Annotated in this window: 20 protein-coding genes and 2 pseudogenes; 5 read left to right on the top strand and 17 right to left on the bottom strand. The window is 55.4% G+C overall.

The window, feature by feature from the left end:
• Nucleotides 1-289: 289 nt before the first annotated feature.
• The 6 genes and pseudogenes from JMJ04_RS29270 to JMJ04_RS29250 all read right to left on the bottom strand — a co-directional run.
• Nucleotides 290-907, bottom strand: a pseudogene (locus tag JMJ04_RS29270) (ABC transporter ATP-binding protein); the annotation flags it as partial.
• Between the two features lie 19 nt (nucleotides 908-926).
• Nucleotides 927-1,796 carry a pentapeptide repeat-containing protein gene (locus JMJ04_RS29265; protein ID WP_201373932.1) on the bottom strand — a complete coding sequence of 290 codons (870 nt, stop codon included), beginning with the start codon at nucleotides 1,794-1,796 and terminating at the stop codon, nucleotides 927-929.
• 15 nt (nucleotides 1,797-1,811) lie between these two features.
• Nucleotides 1,812-2,141 carry a PadR family transcriptional regulator gene (locus tag JMJ04_RS29260; protein WP_201373931.1) on the bottom strand — a complete coding sequence of 110 codons (330 nt, stop codon included), beginning with the start codon at nucleotides 2,139-2,141 and terminating at the stop codon, nucleotides 1,812-1,814.
• 353 nt (nucleotides 2,142-2,494) lie between these two features.
• Nucleotides 2,495-2,674: a hypothetical protein gene (locus tag JMJ04_RS46980; protein WP_236038471.1), complete on the bottom strand. Its 180-nt coding sequence runs from the start codon at nucleotides 2,672-2,674 to the stop codon at nucleotides 2,495-2,497.
• Between the two features lie 39 nt (nucleotides 2,675-2,713).
• Nucleotides 2,714-3,019, bottom strand: a complete 306-nt coding sequence (locus JMJ04_RS46975; RefSeq protein WP_236038470.1) for a hypothetical protein — start codon at nucleotides 3,017-3,019, stop codon at nucleotides 2,714-2,716.
• Nucleotides 3,020-3,258: 239 nt separating this feature from the next.
• Complete coding sequence (locus JMJ04_RS29250; protein ID WP_201373930.1) at nucleotides 3,259-4,116, bottom strand: helix-turn-helix transcriptional regulator; 858 nt, start codon at nucleotides 4,114-4,116, stop codon at nucleotides 3,259-3,261.
• A gap of 348 nt (nucleotides 4,117-4,464) precedes the next feature.
• Here JMJ04_RS29250 and JMJ04_RS29245 point away from each other — a divergent pair, with 348 nt between their 5' ends.
• The 4 genes from JMJ04_RS29245 to JMJ04_RS29230 all read left to right on the top strand — a co-directional run bounded on the left by JMJ04_RS29245 (nucleotide 4,465) and on the right by JMJ04_RS29230 (nucleotide 8,156).
• Nucleotides 4,465-5,469: an LLM class flavin-dependent oxidoreductase gene (locus JMJ04_RS29245; RefSeq protein ID WP_236038469.1), complete on the top strand. Its 1,005-nt coding sequence runs from the start codon at nucleotides 4,465-4,467 to the stop codon at nucleotides 5,467-5,469.
• 183 nt (nucleotides 5,470-5,652) lie between these two features.
• Nucleotides 5,653-5,865 carry a hypothetical protein gene (locus JMJ04_RS29240; RefSeq protein WP_201373929.1) on the top strand — a complete coding sequence of 71 codons (213 nt, stop codon included), beginning with the start codon at nucleotides 5,653-5,655 and terminating at the stop codon, nucleotides 5,863-5,865.
• 150 nt (nucleotides 5,866-6,015) lie between these two features.
• A complete protein-coding gene (locus JMJ04_RS29235; RefSeq protein ID WP_307811754.1) occupies nucleotides 6,016-6,969 on the top strand; it encodes a transposase in 954 nt (317 codons plus the stop codon).
• Between the two features lie 803 nt (nucleotides 6,970-7,772).
• Nucleotides 7,773-8,156, top strand: coding sequence for a hypothetical protein (locus JMJ04_RS29230; RefSeq protein ID WP_236038468.1), 384 nt, complete (start codon nucleotides 7,773-7,775; stop codon nucleotides 8,154-8,156).
• A 118-nt stretch (nucleotides 8,157-8,274) separates the two neighbouring features.
• On the opposite strand, the gene JMJ04_RS29225 is transcribed toward JMJ04_RS29230, so the two are convergent.
• The 3 genes and pseudogenes from JMJ04_RS29225 to JMJ04_RS29215 form a co-directional block, all read right to left on the bottom strand.
• Nucleotides 8,275-8,910, bottom strand: a complete 636-nt coding sequence (locus JMJ04_RS29225) for a dihydrofolate reductase family protein (protein WP_201373927.1) — start codon at nucleotides 8,908-8,910, stop codon at nucleotides 8,275-8,277.
• Nucleotides 8,911-9,073: 163 nt separating this feature from the next.
• On the bottom strand, nucleotides 9,074-10,237 hold the full coding sequence (locus JMJ04_RS29220; protein ID WP_201373926.1) for an RNA-guided endonuclease InsQ/TnpB family protein: 1,164 nt from the start codon (nucleotides 10,235-10,237) through the stop codon (nucleotides 9,074-9,076).
• Nucleotides 10,197-10,847, bottom strand: a pseudogene (locus JMJ04_RS29215) (IS607 family transposase). The gene JMJ04_RS29220 and the pseudogene JMJ04_RS29215 overlap by 41 nt, the downstream one beginning before the upstream one ends.
• 89 nt (nucleotides 10,848-10,936) lie before the next feature.
• Between JMJ04_RS29215 and JMJ04_RS29210 the strand changes: the two are divergent.
• A complete protein-coding gene (locus tag JMJ04_RS29210; protein WP_201373925.1) occupies nucleotides 10,937-11,341 on the top strand; it encodes a hypothetical protein in 405 nt (134 codons plus the stop codon).
• Nucleotides 11,342-12,266: 925 nt separating this feature from the next.
• Here the strand turns inward: JMJ04_RS29210 and JMJ04_RS29205 are convergent.
• The 8 genes from JMJ04_RS29205 to JMJ04_RS29180 form a co-directional block, all read right to left on the bottom strand.
• Nucleotides 12,267-13,016 (bottom strand): phosphotransferase enzyme family protein, encoded by a 750-nt coding sequence (locus JMJ04_RS29205; protein ID WP_201373924.1) that lies wholly within the window; start codon nucleotides 13,014-13,016, stop codon nucleotides 12,267-12,269.
• 57 nt (nucleotides 13,017-13,073) lie between these two features.
• A complete protein-coding gene (locus JMJ04_RS29200; RefSeq protein WP_201373923.1) occupies nucleotides 13,074-13,286 on the bottom strand; it encodes a hypothetical protein in 213 nt (70 codons plus the stop codon).
• Nucleotides 13,287-13,654: 368 nt separating this feature from the next.
• Complete coding sequence (locus JMJ04_RS46970; protein WP_236038467.1) at nucleotides 13,655-13,786, bottom strand: transposase; 132 nt, start codon at nucleotides 13,784-13,786, stop codon at nucleotides 13,655-13,657.
• Nucleotides 13,787-13,980: 194 nt separating this feature from the next.
• Nucleotides 13,981-14,745, bottom strand: coding sequence for an ABC transporter permease subunit (locus JMJ04_RS29195; RefSeq protein ID WP_201373922.1), 765 nt, complete (start codon nucleotides 14,743-14,745; stop codon nucleotides 13,981-13,983).
• A gap of 15 nt (nucleotides 14,746-14,760) precedes the next feature.
• Entirely contained in the window at nucleotides 14,761-15,708 is a 948-nt protein-coding gene (locus JMJ04_RS29190) for an ABC transporter ATP-binding protein (protein WP_201373921.1), read from the bottom strand.
• Nucleotides 15,709-15,754: 46 nt separating this feature from the next.
• Nucleotides 15,755-16,072, bottom strand: a complete 318-nt coding sequence (locus JMJ04_RS46965) for a DUF1254 domain-containing protein (protein ID WP_236038623.1) — start codon at nucleotides 16,070-16,072, stop codon at nucleotides 15,755-15,757.
• Nucleotides 16,069-16,428, bottom strand: a complete 360-nt coding sequence (locus tag JMJ04_RS46960; protein ID WP_236038663.1) for a hypothetical protein — start codon at nucleotides 16,426-16,428, stop codon at nucleotides 16,069-16,071. The genes JMJ04_RS46965 and JMJ04_RS46960 overlap by 4 nt, the downstream gene beginning before the upstream one ends.
• On the bottom strand, nucleotides 16,428-17,579 hold the full coding sequence (locus JMJ04_RS29180; protein WP_201373919.1) for a DUF1214 domain-containing protein: 1,152 nt from the start codon (nucleotides 17,577-17,579) through the stop codon (nucleotides 16,428-16,430). The genes JMJ04_RS46960 and JMJ04_RS29180 overlap by 1 nt, the downstream gene beginning before the upstream one ends.
• Nucleotides 17,580-17,624 lie beyond the last annotated feature (45 nt).

Here is a 17,624-nt window from a genome sequence, read left to right as displayed (position 1 = left end):
CAGTATGTCCTCTACGTCGTGAGGTTCTAGAAGCATACCATCACCAATGAAAGAGGCTTGGCTTGACTCGATTTCTACATTCATTGCGAATCAGGCCCGCAGTCTATGGTATGGCTTCCCCCACTTTCAAGCCTCTCACAATGGGTCAATGCCAAGTTCTGGCAGAACCCTTAGGCGCAGGCTACTAGAAAAAACAACGTTCATTTGGACGAAGTTTTTCGCTTGGTTCTCCAGTATACTCTCTTTAGGAACACAGCAGCTTTCTGTTTCACGTTGCGCGCAAGAGATGTTCAAGGAGAATGGCAATACGATCAGCCAGCTGTTCTGCCTCATCCAGGTACTGCGTGGTCAAGAAGGCGGTTCTGCCCCCATCAGCAAGCTCCTTCACCACCTTCCACATTTCGATGCGTGCCTCAGGGTCAAGCCCGGTGGTCGGCTCGTCAAGAAAAATGATCGGCGGTGTTCCCACCAGGCTCATGGCGATGTCAAGTCGGCGGCGCATCCCGCCTGAATACGTCGACGCACGGCGAGTGGCGGCATCTGTTAAACCGAAGTGGGTCAGCAACTCGTCGGCCACTTGGCGCGGATTCTTGACGTGTCGGAGCTTGGCGATCATGATCAGATTTTCTTGTCTGGTTAAAATCTCATCCACGGCGGCAAATTGTCCGGTCAGACTCAGTGATTGCCGCACGTGGTCTGGCTGTGACGCCACATCAAAGCCGTTGACGATGGCCGTTCCGCCGTCCTGTTTGAGCAGCGTGGTGAGGATTTTGATCAGCGTGGTCTTGCCCGCGCCGTTGGAGCCAAGCAGGGCAAAAATGCTGCCCTGCTCCACGCTAAAATTCACGCCTTGTAAAACATTGAGCCGCTTGTATGATTTCTGTAGGTCTTGTGCCTGAATTGCAATGCTTTGCCAATATATTTCCTTATGAGAGAACAGTCACCTTCGACAAATCAACCTGTAGACCTTTGAGCGCGGCATATGTGACCTTATCCATCATCGCACCGTCAAAGGAAATGGTTTTCAGGGCACGGTAATATTTCTTCGACCAGAGAGACCTCGAGCGGAAAGACACATTTTTGAGCGTCGCGCCCTGAAACGATGCGTCCTTGAGTCCCGCATCGTCAAACTTGACATCGATAAAGGTCTGCCCATCAAATCGCAGTCCGCTCAGATCCGAAGAGGTGAAGTCCACGCCGAGAAAGCGACAGCGTTCAAAGGTGGTTTTTCCCAGGCTGGTCTTCGTCAATTTGACATCAGTCAGCGTGACACCGATGAAGTGTGCTCCGACCAGCCACGACGTGCTGAAGTTGGTGCGCACAAGGATGGCTTCACGGAAGTTCGCATCCTGAAGGTCAAGGGTGGAGAAGTCGCAATCGGTCAGATTGGCGCCTGCAAAATTGGCTTCACGGACGTCGCTGCTCCGAAACGAGCTCCCAGTGAGGTCGGCGCCCGTAAAGTCCGAGCCGCGCAAGGCACTCGCTTGAAAATTCCCTTGATGCGCGACAACGCCCGCAAAGTCGCTCCGTGTCAGGTTGCTCGCACTCAAGTTGATGGCCACCTGCCGCTCCAGCGAGCGGGAGAGGTTGGCGACCTCCTGGACGGTTTGCTCAATGTCGCCGATACTCTCAATGGTCATATCAAAGGCGGTTTCATCATCCTTGCCCTCGGCTTTGAGCTCACGGAAGCGCTCCTGCAAATCGGAGAGCAGATCAGCCTTTAATTCGGCGGCGCTTTTGACCTCCTCGTAGGGAGCAAACACGCCGTTGACATAGTTGGTTAATTTCTCATTCATACCAACACTATTCCTTTACAAGAGATTCTCCAGCACGCGCTTGGCGTACTCCCAGTTGTTTTTGTTGCGATCGTAGGTTGCTTTCCCTTTTTCCGTAATCCTGAAGTATTTCCTCCTTCCGCCTTGCGATTCATCGCCCCAATACCATTCGATATCCCCGTCCATCTCAAGCCGCCGGACGCTAGAGTACATCGTGGCTTCCTTTAATTCATAATCCCCACCCGAGCGCTCAGCAATCAGCTTGACAATTTCGTAGCCGTAGCGGTCAGCTTCCGATAAGAGCCGTAAAATCATCGTATCGGTATGTCCGCGCAGCAGGTCGGAGGTCAGTTTGTGTTCACTCATCTCATCACCTCGTGTTTGGATTATACGCCATAGTACTATACTTGTCAAGGTATTATTTCAATTGGAATAATTTTGTTTGATAAACCAGCTCTCTGTTCTTTCTTTGACATCCCTGGATTCGTATGGTATAGGGCAAGGGCAAAGACCTGTTGGTAAAACGAGCGCCATTTTGCGGCTTCCGGCTCTGGCAAGACCTCCGTCACTGGAGCCTCGCAGACAACGAGGAAGCCTAGTTCCCATGATGCTGGGACTCTCTGGCTAATCATCGCTGATCATGGAGCATGACCCATCCTGGAGAGAGAAACAGAAGCCCATTTTTGAGCATAAAGAGTGATAGATGCTTGTATTGTCCGCTACTCTGCCCCTAAATAGTCCGTAAGCAAATGACAAAAACGAACCTGTTCATTGCGTGGTGAGGTGGGGATCACATAGCGGATCTCCACCTCATCCATCATGACGACCACGCGATCGACAAGCAATTCTACCAACTGCCGTTTCTGTTCAAAGGTGGCTTGAGAAAGGCCGCGATTCATACGTTGGCAAAATTCGTTGATTGAACAAGTGATGCTGGCTCATTCCATGTGCTGCTGGACACTCGCTTCAATCTGGCTTGCTTGCGTCTCCACTGCTGCCAGCCGCTGTTCCACGTCCTGTCGCCGCCGTTTGTATTCTCCCAGAGGAAATACATCGGCCAGATAGGCCTCAGTCAGTCGTTCCAATTGCCCGCATAGTGTGTTACGTGCTTTGCGGACCTGTGTCCGGCGAGCTTGAAGTTCTTGCGGAAGCCACGCGCCAGCTTGTGCTCGCTGCAACGCCTGGTCAATGATGACTGGGTGCTGCAGAACCTCACAGAGGTCCTGCCAGACAAGTGCATCCAACTGCTCAACTGGAATGAAACGTGCATGACAGCATTCCTCTCGTCGAGACGTATAGACCCCTGCTTTCCTCGGCAGACATAGTAGGCATGCCCAGAACTCGTCCGAGCCAAACAGGAAAGGTGACAGATACCACAACTGACCAAGGCGCGCAACAGGTACTGATGATATTCTTCCTTCTTCTCTTCAGGTGCTCTTCTAAAGCGGGTCAATCCCAACCTACCTCCTCTTATCGTGCACGGTTACGCTCGAAGTATTGGTTCAGAACGCAGAAGCGTTCTGAGCTTGGCGGCTGTATCGACTTGCGGCAGCGGAGTATAGACAACAATCTGTAAATTGGGTTGGGAAGGCACAGCGAGGATAGTGGGCTGAAATGCCAGCCGCCCCACCAGTGGGTGCTGAATTTCGTCGAGACCCTGACAGGACAGGAGAATCTCATGCTCAGGCCACCAGGCTCGAAACTCCGGGCTAGAGGCGTGCAAATCGGCGATTAATTCTCGCAGCCAGGGATCTTCCGGGTGCTGATCATAGTTCGCATGTAAGAGCGCAATACTGCGCCGGGCCGCCCGCTCCCAATAGACGAGCATATCTCGTGAAGAGGGGTGCATCAAGACGAACCAGGTCGAGTTGCGTTCCCATTCAGAGCGGCTAGCGATGTCGCCAAAGATCTGTTTGGCGCTCTCGTTGCACGCTATGAGCGTCATATGCCGCCGATCAAGCAATCTGGCCGGATAGACAATGCCATCGAGAATAGTTTGGTAAGTCGCGCGCTGAATATCTCTAGCTTGATGTGGAGCGGTGGATGACGAAACAGCGTCTCGCGCCAGGAGAAACAAGTGGCGGCGCTCCTCCTCATTGAGTTGCAAAGTGGATGCGAGGCGGTCCAGAACTTGATCAGAAACGCGAATGTCTCTGCCCTGTTCGAGCCACGTATACCAATCGACGCCCACGCCGATCAGTTGGGCAAGCTCTTCGCGCGTAAGTCCGCGCGCTCGTCGCCTCGGATACGTTGGAAGGCCAAACTCTTCTGGACGCAGACGCGCGCGACGGCTTTTGAGGAAATCGCTTAACCCCGCGTGGCGCTTTACGGTTTTGGTCATGGGTTCTTGCAGCTTTCTCAGATACGCTTGTCGAGAGGTTGCTATGGATTCTTTCAATCTAGGAGTGAATACACCCCTGGTTAACGCAAGGGGCTGGCTCCATAATAGCACCTGACCATATGAAGAGTCCAGATGTTCCATGATGTTCGGGGCTTTCCCATTCTTCCTTGCATGAAGGCTCGGCTCGCTGCGCGGACCTTTGGTAAGGGGTTGTGGGCGCGCCTTTCGCGCCCACAACCCCTTACCCTCCAGAATGTCGAAGATACGAAGGTTCCCTCTGAGGGAATGATGTTTTGTAGCTATGCACAGGGCATCATGGAACATTGAGGACCGACAGGGAAAGGAAGTATGATGGAACAGAAAGAAGCACTATGCCAGCCAGCGCATGCTACGGAGTCGCGTGCGCTTCGTGATCGCGTTGGCATGTATATCCAGGCCAGAGATACTGTAGACACCATCGCTAAGATCCGCGAGGCGGAGGCGGCTGGCGTCCAGCAAGTCTGGATGGCGACAGAATACGCTGGTCGCGCCGATGTCCTGACGGCCTTTGCCGCCGCCGCCGCTCGAACCGAGCGCATTCGGCTAGGAAGCGCTGTCATTCCCACTTATCCGCGTCATCCGCTTGTGATGGCGCAGCAGGCCCTTGCCGTGCATGATGTCGCCCCTGGACGCTTGCGGTTGGGTGTCGGTTCAAGTCACCGTTTCTATGTGGAGGGCATATACGGTTTGCAGCAGACCTCGCCCCTCTCACATCTCAAAGAATACTTGCAAGTCATGCGTGAGCTGTTGTGGGAGGGAAGCGTGAAGTATGATGGAACATTTTTCCATGCGGCCTATACTCTGCCACGCACGGCGCGAGTGCCGTTGATGATGTCAGCCATGGGGCTAAAGGCCTTCCGACTCGCGGGGGAGATCTCTGATGGCGCAATTACCTCCACAAGCCCGCTCCCGTATCTACGTGATCTGGCGCTACCAGCGCTACGCGCGGGAGCCGAAGCCGTAGGCCACCCGACGCCCCCAGTTGTCGCGTTAGTCTCCGTCGCGCTTAGTACCAATACAGAAGCGGTATTCGTTACGATACGCCAACAGGTACAAAGAATGATCCACATTGACGCCTATGCCCGGATGTTTACGCAAGCTGGCTTTGCGAAGGCCGTGGCAGGCGACGAAGCCGACCTGGATGCCCTGGCCCGTTCCCTGGTAATCAGTGGCGATGAGGCGACCGTGCGCCAGCATATACAAGAATGGCTAGCAAGCGGTTTGGATGAACTGCTGCTTTCACTTGTGCCGATTGTCGATGCCGAGAGCGAACGACAACAGTTGCTCCACCTGATCGGCTCATTGGACGCGTGACCAACAAGGGCGACCTGTATAGTAGCAGGTCGCCCTTCGCAAAGAGCGGGGGGTCATAATTCGTTTTAATTTCTTTATTGACGTTTAGACTATCGCAACCAAAAGGCAGCCCTGGCTTGCCAGAAACTGCCTGATGAAGTAAGGTTCTTTGCACCAAAAAACCAAGCAAAGGACGCTTACGAATTGAACCTTAACACATTCAAACAGCTTCGTCATCAGGTCTACCAGTGCTATGAGCGCAGCGCGGATGCCCTCTTTGAACTGGGGGATGCGTTGAGCAGCGAAGTCACGGCGCGCTCGCTGCCAGAATTATCGCTCTCGCCGTGGTTCCGACGCACTTGGCCAGCGTCTATGAGGCTCTGGAAGATGGCCGAATCGATGAGCAGTGCTGGATGACCGTCTGGGCAACAGCCCTGCTCGCCGAGCACCAAGGCCCGGCCTGGATCAGCATTGATAGCACAGCGATTGCACGTCCGCAAGCCGAGACGAGCCCGGATCGCGGGATGATCTACGTGCCGAATTTGCCTCACGCCACCAAACCGGTGAGTGTGGGCTGGCAGTTCTCGACCGTCATGCTCTTGCCCGAGCAGCCCAGCAGTTGGGGAGCCATTCTCTCCCAGCGTCGGATCACCACCGCCGAGACAGCGGTTGCGGTTGGCGTCCAGCAGTTGGAGGCGCTGCGTCCGTTGTTGCCAGCATCGGCACGACTGCTGGCGGGATCGCTGGTACGTGACCGGACCCTTTCTGCAAGTCTGTCAGCGCTTGCAGATGCCAGCCTTGATGCGCCTCAAGCTCAATCGCAAGCTCTACCGACCAGCGCCCCCGCACCCGCCCGGCAAACGAGGGGCGCCGCGCAAAGATGGAGACCTCTTTCAAGGCAGTCGCCCCGAGACCTGGGGAAAGCCTGATGCCTCGTGGAACGGGACCGATTGGCGCGGCAAACCGCTCTCGGTGCAAGTATGGCAACACTTGCACGTCCAGCAAGCACGGCAGGTTGAGGTGACCGTGTTTCGCGTCTTGCGGGAAGGAGCCAATGGGACCAAACGCGATCCGCGCAAAAGCTGGTTTGTCTGGGTGGGCGAGCAGGAGTTGGCACCTGGCGAAGTGGCGTCGAGCTATCGATACCGCTTCTCCCACGAACACAGCTACCGCTTTCTCAAACAGGACCTGCTGTGGACGAAGGTGCATGTACGTACCCCCAAGCAGTTTGAGCGCTGGAGCCTGGTCGTGGCGAGCGCCATGAACCAGATAGTTCTGACCCGTTCGCTTGGCCAAGCCAGCTACTGTCCTTGGGAGCGGCGTCGCGACCGGGTGACACCGCGACAAGTGCGCCGAGTGATGGCCGGGATTTTGTCGCAGGTTGGCACACCAGCGCGTGTGCCAAAACCGCGCGAAAAATCGCCGGGCCGACCAACTGGAGCCACGGGGATGAAAGCCGCCCGCTTTGACGTGGTACGCAAGCCCAAACCGGTGCCCAAAAAGCCTCGGAAGAGGGCTTGATGACCTTTGAATCGATCTCATATATCTTGTGTGCCGAGCCTTTCTTCTGTTCGTCAAAGGGTTCGGTCGCTTGGTCATAGTCTAACATCAATCCTTCAAGAGATAGCTCAAAAACGCGATGGAGGTCGAGGCTTGCGTGATCTACGCACCCCATCGCTCCTAGCTGTAACTGTAGCAGGTAAATTATCCTAAGATCGTCGGACCATGTCCTCAAAAATGTCCTAACTTTTTTGGGACATTTTTGGGACGTTCCAGGTGGGTTTTGCGAGAGAAAATGTGAAAGCGGGTACCCACTTGCATGAGAAAGATATGATGGATCTCAAAAATGGCCGTTTGATGAGTCTCAAAATCGGCCGCAGCTTGTTGAAAAAGTCCTTCATGGATGAGCATGTCTCACAATAGCCCTGCCTATTACGCTCAAATCTTGCATGTAGCAGATAAAGTGATGAGATTACTTGGAGTTTTTCAACAGGCTGGGCCGTTTTCTGCGACACATAGCTGTGTTTTTCTCTAGGCGGAGCGCGTGGCTTTCGCAAGCGTAAACTTCGCCCTTGACGTATCTCATAATCAATTTCTCAAAAGGTCGAGCCATCGACGGGAATCCTGAGACAAAAGGAAGAGGTAATGAAAATCGGCTATGTTCGTGTGTCCAAACACGAGCAGAACGAGGCACTCCAGCAAGACTTTGCTCTCCAGCCTGATGGGACGTTACGGTGTCCTGCTGAACAGACGTTGCTCCCGCATGAGCAACGCCGAGAAGCAGACGGGAGCCTGCGCGTGGTGTATGGAGCCAGCATCCGCAGTTGTCGTACCTGTCCCTGCGCGAACAATGCCAGTGGCAGGGCAGCACTACCAAGAAGCCGCGTCAAGTCAGCGTGCTGTTGCACCCACTGGCTGTCGGAAATGCACCGCTTCTCTGGAAGGATTGGAGTCGGCGACAGCATCGACGAGCCTGTATGCATCTCGTGCATCACCAACGGATTGAGGTGAGCCTGCCACCTCCCGTCACCGCTTTGCCCAACACAGCGGAGGTGATCCTTTCTCGCGCCCGGCGTGCCCACTCTCGCCTCTCGTGGGCCGAGCGGTTCGCTCGCAATGCGCGCCCGGAAACGTCTGGACAAGTCACGTTCAAGTTGTTCGGCTTCCCAGCAGACTTTGCCGCCTCACTCGGTTTCGCGACAGCTTAACTTCGCCTTGATCGCCGATAGGCTCCCTCTTCTCGGACAGGCTGGCTTCTCCGAGCGAAGGCATCTTGCTCTCTTTGTTCGCTACAGGTGAACTGGCGCGTTGCGCATCGCATGGGATTTACGACTTCATCTGACCCACCTGATAACAAGCAAGGATGTTACCCGAGCCTTGCCAAGTGTGTGTGGCGATCAGCTTGAGAGACATCGACGGGCGGCACGTGAACAGCGGTGTCCCCTCGCCCGCGATCACTGGAAAAATCGTGAGATGCAGTTCATCGACCAGACCATGCAGGAGCAGATCATTCCATAGCATACGGCTTGACAACATCAGGATATCTCTTCTGCCCAACTGCTGTGTCAGGGCGGCAACCTCTTGGTATAGATCTGCCCCTCTGACGATGCGTGTCGTCTCCTCCCAGGGCGCTAAATCCTCACGGGTGACGGTATCCGAGACCACGATTTTCTCGACAGACTCTATCAGCCCCGCGAATTCACGTCTGATCGCGGTGGCATTGGGGGCCTGCGGCACCCCCGTCCAATACGCCTTGTAGCCTGAAAAGGACGTGCGACCACTCAGTATCAGGGTATCGGCGGCACGCAGCCGTTCGGTATTGTAGTAATCGAAGTGCTCGTCTCCTGAGTAGTCTTTGTGCAAATAGTCGAAGAGTGCGTCGAGATTGCGATCCTTCCCTTCGTAATAGCCATCAAGTGATACTAAGTTGCTCACAATGAGTTTCCGCACGATATCCTTCATTCACCGTTCCTGAAGTTCTAAACCCTCTCAATCAGGGGTTAATCATTCATTCTTCTTCATCTGCTCCGATTTTCCTATGCAAACGTATGCAAGCACACGTTCACACCGAATTTCGTTGTTCCTGTTTCATCCGTAGGTGCCTCCGGGCCGAAGCCCTTTGGTCTTACCCCGCGTCCGCAGGCAAGTTTGCGTCTTCGTCCGAGCCAGTACCGGAGACGGCTTGATCCATGAGCCCGATCAAGCGCAGGGCTTCCCGTAACACATTCTGACCTGCGTTGTAATCTCGATCCTGCGGAAACTGATCATACGGACAAGCAGGATTCTGACACACAAAGATGCGATCCTTGAGCCTCATCGCTTCCCACGTCCAACCGCAGCAATGACAGGCCTTACTGGAAGGAAAGAAACGGCCCACCTTGATTATTTGTCCCCCACGTTGCGCCACTTTTTCCTCAAGCAGACGCCTGAGGGCGCCCAGCGAGGCATCGGCGAACGAGCGAGCGAGACGGCGATTCTTGAGCAGTCCCTTGAGGTGCAGATCTTCCACCCCGATGATCCCGTAACTGTCGACCAGCTTGGTTGTGAGCTTCTGAAGGACATCCTGGCGCAGGCAGGTGATGCGATAATGCAGGCGGGCAACCTGTTGGCGCGCTTTCTCCCGATTCTTTGATCCCAGTTTTCGGCGATGCAGCCGTTTGTTGGCCTGACGCAATTTCTTGAGCGCGGTTTTGAGGAAGGCTTGGTTTTCGACTTCCTCTCCTGTACTCAAGGTGGCCAGGCGGTTGAGCCCCACATCGATACCCACGGCGGCTGGTTTGTTCACCGGGATGGTATCAGGGATCTCAACCTGGAGGGAAACAAACCACCAATCCGCTGTTTTGGTGATGCGTGCCCCTTTCACGCGGCCCACAAACCGCAGCTTCTCCGCCATATTGACCCATCCGAGCTTGGGAACCCAGAGGCGATGATCCCCCAACGCGAATTGATCGTTGGCAAGGTAAAAGGAGGGTTTGCTTGTTTTCTTGCTCTTGAACGTGGGGCGTTTGGCTTTCCCTTCAAAAAACGCGGTGTAGGCTTTTCCCAGATCGAGAAAGGGCTGATCTGAGGCATTCTTCCTCACCTCCCATGTCCAGGGGAAGTGCACCCGCCGAATCGCGTTGAATTGCTTCTTGAGTTTCAAGGCGGTGGGTTTTTCTCCGGCCTCATATTGCCGATTCCACTCAGCCAGCGCCCAATTCCAGACAAACCGGCTCGTTCCTGCGGCTCTTGCAAAGTAATGGGCTTGCTCAGGTGTGGGATGGAGTCTGATCTTGTGGGTCTTGATCATCCTTGATATCCTTTCCCAGAGCTGCTGCTCGAATCAGGTTTCTGTGCGAACGCAGGCCATGAAGCCGCGCAGAAAACACCGTCACGATGGCAATCAAATCCCGCACGAGTTCTTCTTCGGGCGAGAAGGTTTGGCCATTCACCACCGTGATCTGAGTTCCATGCCGTTGGCAAAACTGCTCAAACCAGTCATAGCCAAAGCGCACGAACCGATCCTCATAGCCGATAATGAGCCGCGCCACCTAGCCTAATTCAATGTGCTCGATGACCTGATTGAAGCCTTTGCGTTTGTAGTTCAGCGCGGAGCCAATGTCTTCGATCCACTGATCGACGTTGATCCCATGTTCCAGGCAGTAGGCACGCAGAGCTTCTTTTTGGAGAGCCAGGTCTTTTTTCTGCGAGGGGGAAGACACACGAGCATACGCGATCACCAGTCCCTTCTCGGAGGAAATCAGCCCACGATACTGCAAGTATTGTTCATGCGTGTAGTAGCGCCGATTCGTCGGACTCCGAAACGCGGGTAAAATCCCCTTGCGATCCCATTTTTGCAAGGTATTGACTGATTTTCCAATCAGTTTTCCAAATTGTTTTGGTGAATATGTATGCTCCATACATACATATTCACCATATCTTCCTCTCTTTTTCAATACCGTTGAAGGCTCTTTCAATGCGGTTGCCCCACAGGTTTTCCTATAAGAGAGTGGCATCTCGTTGCGCAATCCGTGGGAGTTACGATGGGATCTATCTTTCCGCGCTCGCCGCTGGCGTCACCATGTGCGCCATCATCGGCTATACCCTGGTACAACGTGCAGTCCTTGTGATCCCTGGCCTCATCGTTGTCGCGCTCCTGGTCGCTTTTGGCGGTTTTGGTGAGCTGCTCGTCCATCACGCCACCCTGTTTCTGGTAGACCTCATCGTTTTCCTGGCCCTGGTCCTGCACACGCTGCTCCTCAACCCGGTCAGCCATGCACTCTACATGCAAGGACAAATCGGGGGAACACATTTCAACTTCTCGCTCATCGCCATGGGTCTGGCGCTCTTCACCCTAATGGCTTGCGCCTTGAGTCTGGGATATGTGCTTCGTTTGCCATCACAGCAGTCTTGAGGGGATCCTTCAGAGACAAAAGAGACATGCGCGAAAGCGGCTCCAGATTGGACACCTCTGAGCTTGGCAAGCGGTTTCCTCTAACGCATCTGGGCCGTCCTTTTTCATGGAGCGGCCTGATGCACCTCCCGGTGATGTTCTCGTGTCTGCGCCGATTTAGAGGGGTCTAACTCAATGGCCCATCATTGAAGCGAAAAAACGATGGAAGAGGAGAGGCTCTTCTCTTGCCATATGATGACCAATTAGTATATTGCAATGGCTACACCCAGTTGACGAAAGGCGTCCATGGAGATGTGGGTGGTCCTCCTCTTGAGCTAGATAAGATCCTTGCTGTCCGATCTGCAAAAATTGATGTTTCATGTATGTACTGTTGCCACGACCCTTTGTGAATATGGCGATGGGTTTCGCAGCCTCTTTTTCTGCGAAGGGTGCATGCAAATCGCCTCTCAGGCCATGGGGTGGAATTAACACGTGTATCCTCTTTCTGGAGCGTCACATCAAGCCTCCTTGGAGGAAACCACTGTACAATTGCTCACAAGCTTCTTTCTGGAGAGATCAATGATGGTTCCTGCCGCTCCCAAGCTTCACCCGTGCAGATAACAATCAAGGTTTTGTTCGGTTCGTGATTTCTCTGCAAAAAAAGAACCTCTAAAGCGGGTCAACGTCAAGTAGTCACTATATTTAATCAGGCAGTGAATTTGCCAGAGCGAGAAGTTGCTTCCTATCGTTCTCGCCTCTTCTGCCGCCACGGATTTCCTGTTCGCAAGAACAAGCCCATCATCGCTGGTATTTTCCCAAGAAACATGCTCATTCAGCGCGTACATCGCTGTCAGAGGACAACAATTTGAAGAAAGATGATTCCCTGAAAATGTGCGCGAATTGTCACCGACTTGTGAGAAGAGAGATGATGCTGCTTGGGTTCCGGCTATCTTCGCATTGCTTCTGGATGTGCTAGGAGCCACTCACTCAGTCGAAGAAAGGGGAGCCGACTCAGTAACTGGCTAACAGGATCATTGGAAAATCCATCAAGGGCCGCTGCAAAGAGCGGCACGGCAGCCGTGTAAGGAACCAGAGCTCTTCTCTCCTCCTCGGTAAGACGCCAGTATGCAGCATCCTCATAGGCTTCAACCAGCCATGTGACACTTTCCCAGGCAAATTCCGCCGGAGTTTGATGCAGATCGAGAGCAAGCACCATAAACGCCAGAGCGTAGGCCAAACCGTGAACCCGTGGCCGGTACGCCAGAAAACCGAAGTCGAAGTAAATCGTTTGGCCCTGGTTGTCCTGGCAGACGTTTCCCAGACGGACATCTCCATGAATAAATTGCTGTGGCAGTCGTGATGCTGGGAGCCATTGCTGGCGCAGTTGATTCACCAGCCAACGTAAGAGCAGGGCAACCGAAGTCGCCTCATCATCGCTCTGAACAGCCGCCTGGGTAACGGAGAGCCAGCGTCGTAGCGTATCTGGTGGCCCATAGGTTGCCGCGAGAGATCGAGGAACGCTTCCCTCATATGCCGCCAATACTCGGTGTAATGTCCCCATAGACTCAAAGAGCCAGAGGTAGGAATTGAATGTCGGTTCAGGCTTCTGGTGGGGAATGTATCGCTCTAGTTCTGCCCATCTTCGTCCGCAGCGAATAACGGTCGAGCCGCGCCAGGGCAAGGCAACAGGAACCATACACCCATGCTTCAAGAGCATATGCCGCACTTGCTGGACAGCCATCAGCCGTTGGCGCTAGACAAATGGCTGGTGAACACGAAGGACGCTCTCATCTGCATCAAGCTTCACATTGAGACTCATTGTTCCCCCGAGATCGGTAGCACATGAATCTGGGCTGATAGCAGCGACAAGACGCTGTACATCTGGATTGTTGAGAGAGGGGCGGTCAGGGTCAGAAGGATTGTCCTGTATCCACATCAGCAGGCGTGGATGTTGCTGCGGGTCCATTAGGAATTACCTCTTTGTCTAATCAGTGTTTGAGGGAAGCGTATCATACATGCAAAGAAATGAGCAAATCTTCAAAAAAGGAACGTCATTTTCGGAGAAATGGACAATCATGGCCTCTTAGGCCCGCCGGAGAAATTTACAACGCTAAGCCCTCAACAAGCCCAGGAGTGTGAGATATCCACAAGCGCTTTGGCCTTTCGTCGGCCTCGTGAGAACAGCGGAGATGTTGTCCGTAAGAGGCGCTGTTGCCCGTTCCGCTTTTTGGTGGTCTGCAAATCCAGGTGATGTGAGCCATGCAGGTTGATATGGGCCGAGATAATCGGTAAGAGGTGTTCCAGATCACTGTCCTGGACTGGATACCCGCTGGCTTACAGGTGATTGAGTGCCACATCCATGTAGCGCGTATTCCAGACGGCAATACTATTCCGGAGGTCAGTGCTCCACCACTCTCCCCCCATGGCCTGTTCACCACGTCTGCGCGTGCGAGAAACCAGCGTCATGTCGAGATACTTTCGGGACGGGTCATTTCGCACAACGTTCCTGGCTCGCAGGGATGTCCGGTTTGGAGCATTTGAACGGTCCAGACGAAACACGAGGCGTCGTGGAGCGGCCTGCGCAAGCGCCGGCATAGGACATGGAAAGGGTCAGCCTATCCAATCTTGCTCCTGGGTATGCTGACCCCTGTCACACGTCCCTACTTCCAGCGGGTCAGAATGGTTTCGCGCTGAAACAGTTGGGCAGATCCCCAGGTCAAGAGGATTGCGAGCGGGATCAGGATCACAGTAGTAATGACCGCCACGAGGACAGTGAGTTCAAACTGGCCGGAGAGTTCGCCGAGAATGATCCCCAGGATTGGCACCACCGCCCATATCGAGAGTTGTTGCGCCGTGCGGGTATCGTTGACCCGCGACGAAATGGCCGTCATGACGGCCACTGCGATCAGCCCTAAGAGCGGTGTACTGGCGAGGAAGAGGATGAGCCAGCCTCCGGTGACCACGTGGGAGACGACATTCGCATCGGTCAAGATCGCTAATTCAGCGATGAACAGGCCCCCACTCACCCAGGTGACCAGCACTGCCGGCAACAACGCGGCCAGCATTTTGCCCGCCAACAATTGCCATCGGCGCACCGGCGTTGCCAACAGCGGTTCCAGCGTGCGACTGTTCTTCTCGCCAATGATGCTGTAGGCCGCAATCGTACTGGGCACGAGCATCGATAGCAGGATAAAGATGTTGGAGAACTCCGTTCCCACCAGTCCCTGCGTGTACTCGTGGAGGGTCAACCCCTGAAGGGATGGGACGTGCAGCGAACTGGCTCTCGACCCATTGCCGCCCAGTTGCAGGAAAAAGAGGGGAAGCACGATAAACAGCAGCGGAGGCAGCAGAATACTGAACAGGAGAATACGCTGCTGAACGATCTCAAGAAACTCTTTGCGCAGAATGACCAAGACTTTGTGCATATTTGAAGCTCCTTCTTACTTCGTGGCGACAGCCGCCGCTTTGCGCTCACTCTCCACCAGTTCCAGGTACACCTCCTCGAGGGAATGTGAGGTTGGTTCTAGCGCGCGGATGGGGGCGCCTGCCTCCACGAGGGCGCGCACCAACGCAGGATTCTGCTCATCGGGATATGCGAGACTGACGGAGAGGGTACTCTCGGAGGCTGTTGCATCCTGAACAAAGGACAGGGTACGAACGGTTTCAAGCCAGCGCGCTGCGTCTCCGACGACATGCACCTGGGTGCCCGATCCAAACATGCCAGCACGTAACTGCGCTGGGGTGCCCAGGCGCAGGAGCTGCGTGCGAAACACCCCAATGAGATCGCAGAGTTCATCAGCCTCGGGCAGATTATGCGTGGTGAGAAAGATGGTCCTCCCCTCGGCCCGTAATGCCTTGATGAAGTCGCGCACCACCCGAGCGGCTTCTGGATCAAGGCCAGCCGTTGGCTCATCCAGAAAGATCACTTGTGGTTCATGCAGCAAAGCGCGGGCAATCGCCAGTTTCTGCCGCATGCCTTTCGAGAAGCCACCGACCTTGTCGTTGCGGCGCTCCCAGAGGTCGAGCAGATGCAGATAATGTTCGACCGTGCTTCTGGCGCGCGAAGCTGGGAGATCATACATCTCCGCAAAAAACAGCAAGTTCTGCCAGGCGCTGAGGCGGTCATACAAGCCCGGCGTCTCGGTGAGGATGCCGACGGCTTGCCGAATGGCTTCGTTGTGCTCGCCCAGGCGATGTCCCGCCACCGTAGCGCTGCCGCGCGTGGGGGCAATCAAGGCCGAGAGCAGACGCACGGTGGTCGTTTTGCCCGCGCCATTCGGCCCCAGGAAACCAAAGACGGTTCCCTCTGGAATGGCAAGTGTCAGGTTGTCCACAGCCACCAGGCTGCCGAAGGCACGGGTTAATTGGTTGGTTTCGATCGCGTTCATCAGTTCATCCTTCACTCTTTCAAAAAGGCGGGCCACTAGCGTGCTATTAGCTGGGTTGCCACTGGCTTAGCGGTGTGAGCTGGATCTGCTTCGCCAGCCCATAGGCCGTGGCGAGGTCGCTGTCACTTTCCACGAGCGTGCGTCCGATCAGCAACACCTTGTTGTCCGGTGAGACGATCTGCTTCACCCCATCCGGCACCTTTCCCTGCCAGCCCGGTCCGCTTATGAGATAGTTACCGGCCTGAGTACCCGTGGTGCGTCGGCCAACATAGGCGAAGTCTGTTCCCCACGAGTCCGTCAACTGGACGCTGTAATAGCGGCCAGCCATGTCCGGCACGTGCAACACCTCCGGCCCCGTGCTCAGATCGAGCCAGCCCCCAGTGTAGAGCGTGTCGTGGTTCCCGGTGCTCCCAGGGCGTTGGACTGCGAGGGGGAAGCAAGGGTGGGCATCGTATAGAGCGTATTGATGGGAATGCCAGAGGAACTGCCTGGGCTTATGCCGTGCTGGACGACCGCGTTCTCCAACCCGTTGTAGATGAGACGCGTATAGAGGTAGGGGTAAGCGAAGGCGCCGACTCCCCACACGACCAGGGCGGTCACGGCGAAGGTGAGCAGGGGGACCTTCCACCAGCTTCTCGTCCGAGTCTGCGAGGTCTGCGAGAAGCTGAACGCAGCCGCGCTCTCCTGGTTGTTCGGTTCCTGGTTTCCCATGTTCGCCATTAGTGCACCTCCACGATAGGCGGCACGTGGTACGCGCCACTGAGGATAGCCGCGCCGGGCTGATAGACCCGGAGCCAGAGCTTGAAGTACCCGCCGGGGGCCGGAAGCCAGTTTGCTTCGTGCCCCGCCGGGGCGGCCTGCTGGATGTAGATGTCAATGGAGCCATCGGTGTTGGGCACCAGGCCTGACCGGTCACCGACGCTGTAGCGGTTGCTCGGATTGGCCACCATCTGGCCCTGCGTGTTGGTCATGGTCAGCGACCAGAAGGCCTGGTTGGGCGGCGTCCCTCCCGGTGGGAAGTACAGGCGGTAGTCATGCCCTCCAGTGAGCGTCTGACCCGCCCCATCCACCGTCGCCGTCCAGTACACCGCCTCTTGCGGCAGGTTGACCATAGGGAGGGTCTGGGCGCAGGCGGCTTGCAGAAGGATGCCATTGCTGGCCTTGCCACATTGCAAGCTGATATTCCAGCCATTGGTCGTCGTTTGCATGGCATTGGCCTGGGCGTTAATGAGAAGACCGGCCGTGAGAATGGCCAGCACTGCTCCCGTGAGAATCCCCAGCACCGCGAACGCGAGGTTCAGGAGGGAAGCCCAGGCTCGATATCTGGCCGGTGAACGAGGCAAGGGAGGGGACGGTGGGGTCCATCCCGGATCGACAACGGGGGTGGATGTGGCTGGCCTGGCAAGACGCCGTCCAACCAGACCTCCCAGAGCGCCGAGGCCCACTCCCAGACCGAGCTCTAAGGCGATGGTCACGATCAGGCTGAGAGCGATGAGGACGACGACGATCGCGTGTAATACACCTGGCGAGAGACTCCCGCCACGCTGCCCGGCTCGATTGAGGGCCTGCGTGACCTGCCCATTGGTCGCGATTTGCACAATGGCAAAGATCACCGCGATCAGGCCACCGATCAGACCCGCGACCAGTCCAACCAGCGCGCCGGTCGTAACCCTGCCGGTCTGGCGAGCGGCGAACAGGCCGATCACGAAAAACGCGACCAGCCACACGAGAACGTCAATGATTGTCTTGAGCGATCCAGGGGAGAGCAGCGAGATGATGATCTGGATCGCGCCCAGCACGGCCCCACAGATCGCTCCCCATTTCCAGATGAACGCGGCGCCTCCCCGGCGCGCCATACCTTGTTCTTGCATAGGAATTCCTTTCCCCCATGTCTATTGCTGGTTGCAACAGGAGAT

Source organism: Ktedonobacter robiniae, assembly GCF_016587375.1.
GTDB lineage: Bacteria > Chloroflexota > Ktedonobacteria > Ktedonobacterales > Ktedonobacteraceae > Ktedonobacter > Ktedonobacter robiniae.
This window is presented reverse-complemented; position numbering and strand designations above follow the sequence as displayed.

What these genes read in the sequence shown, in the direction of transcription:
- JMJ04_RS29265 (WP_201373932.1), bottom strand. Translation starts at nt 1,796, where the DNA reads ATGAATGAGAAATTAACCAACTATGTCAACGGCGTGTTTGCTCCCTAC.
- JMJ04_RS29260 (WP_201373931.1), bottom strand. Translation starts at nt 2,141, where the DNA reads ATGAGTGAACACAAACTGACCTCCGACCTGCTGCGCGGACATACCGAT.
- JMJ04_RS46980 (WP_236038471.1), bottom strand. Translation starts at nt 2,674, where the DNA reads ATGAATCGCGGCCTTTCTCAAGCCACCTTTGAACAGAAACGGCAGTTG.
- JMJ04_RS29250 (WP_201373930.1), bottom strand. Translation starts at nt 4,116, where the DNA reads ATGACCAAAACCGTAAAGCGCCACGCGGGGTTAAGCGATTTCCTCAAA.
- JMJ04_RS29245 (WP_236038469.1), top strand. Translation starts at nt 4,465, where the DNA reads ATGATGGAACAGAAAGAAGCACTATGCCAGCCAGCGCATGCTACGGAG.
- JMJ04_RS29225 (WP_201373927.1), bottom strand. Translation starts at nt 8,910, where the DNA reads ATGAAGGATATCGTGCGGAAACTCATTGTGAGCAACTTAGTATCACTT.
- JMJ04_RS29220 (WP_201373926.1), bottom strand. Translation starts at nt 10,237, where the DNA reads ATGATCAAGACCCACAAGATCAGACTCCATCCCACACCTGAGCAAGCC.
- JMJ04_RS29205 (WP_201373924.1), bottom strand. Translation starts at nt 13,016, where the DNA reads ATGGTTCCTGTTGCCTTGCCCTGGCGCGGCTCGACCGTTATTCGCTGC.
- JMJ04_RS29200 (WP_201373923.1), bottom strand. Translation starts at nt 13,286, where the DNA reads ATGGACCCGCAGCAACATCCACGCCTGCTGATGTGGATACAGGACAAT.
- JMJ04_RS46970 (WP_236038467.1), bottom strand. Translation starts at nt 13,786, where the DNA reads ATGACGCTGGTTTCTCGCACGCGCAGACGTGGTGAACAGGCCATGGGG.
- JMJ04_RS29195 (WP_201373922.1), bottom strand. Translation starts at nt 14,745, where the DNA reads ATGCACAAAGTCTTGGTCATTCTGCGCAAAGAGTTTCTTGAGATCGTT.
- JMJ04_RS29190 (WP_201373921.1), bottom strand. Translation starts at nt 15,708, where the DNA reads ATGAACGCGATCGAAACCAACCAATTAACCCGTGCCTTCGGCAGCCTG.
- JMJ04_RS46960 (WP_236038663.1), bottom strand. Translation starts at nt 16,428, where the DNA reads ATGGCGAACATGGGAAACCAGGAACCGAACAACCAGGAGAGCGCGGCT.
- JMJ04_RS29180 (WP_201373919.1), bottom strand. Translation starts at nt 17,579, where the DNA reads ATGCAAGAACAAGGTATGGCGCGCCGGGGAGGCGCCGCGTTCATCTGG.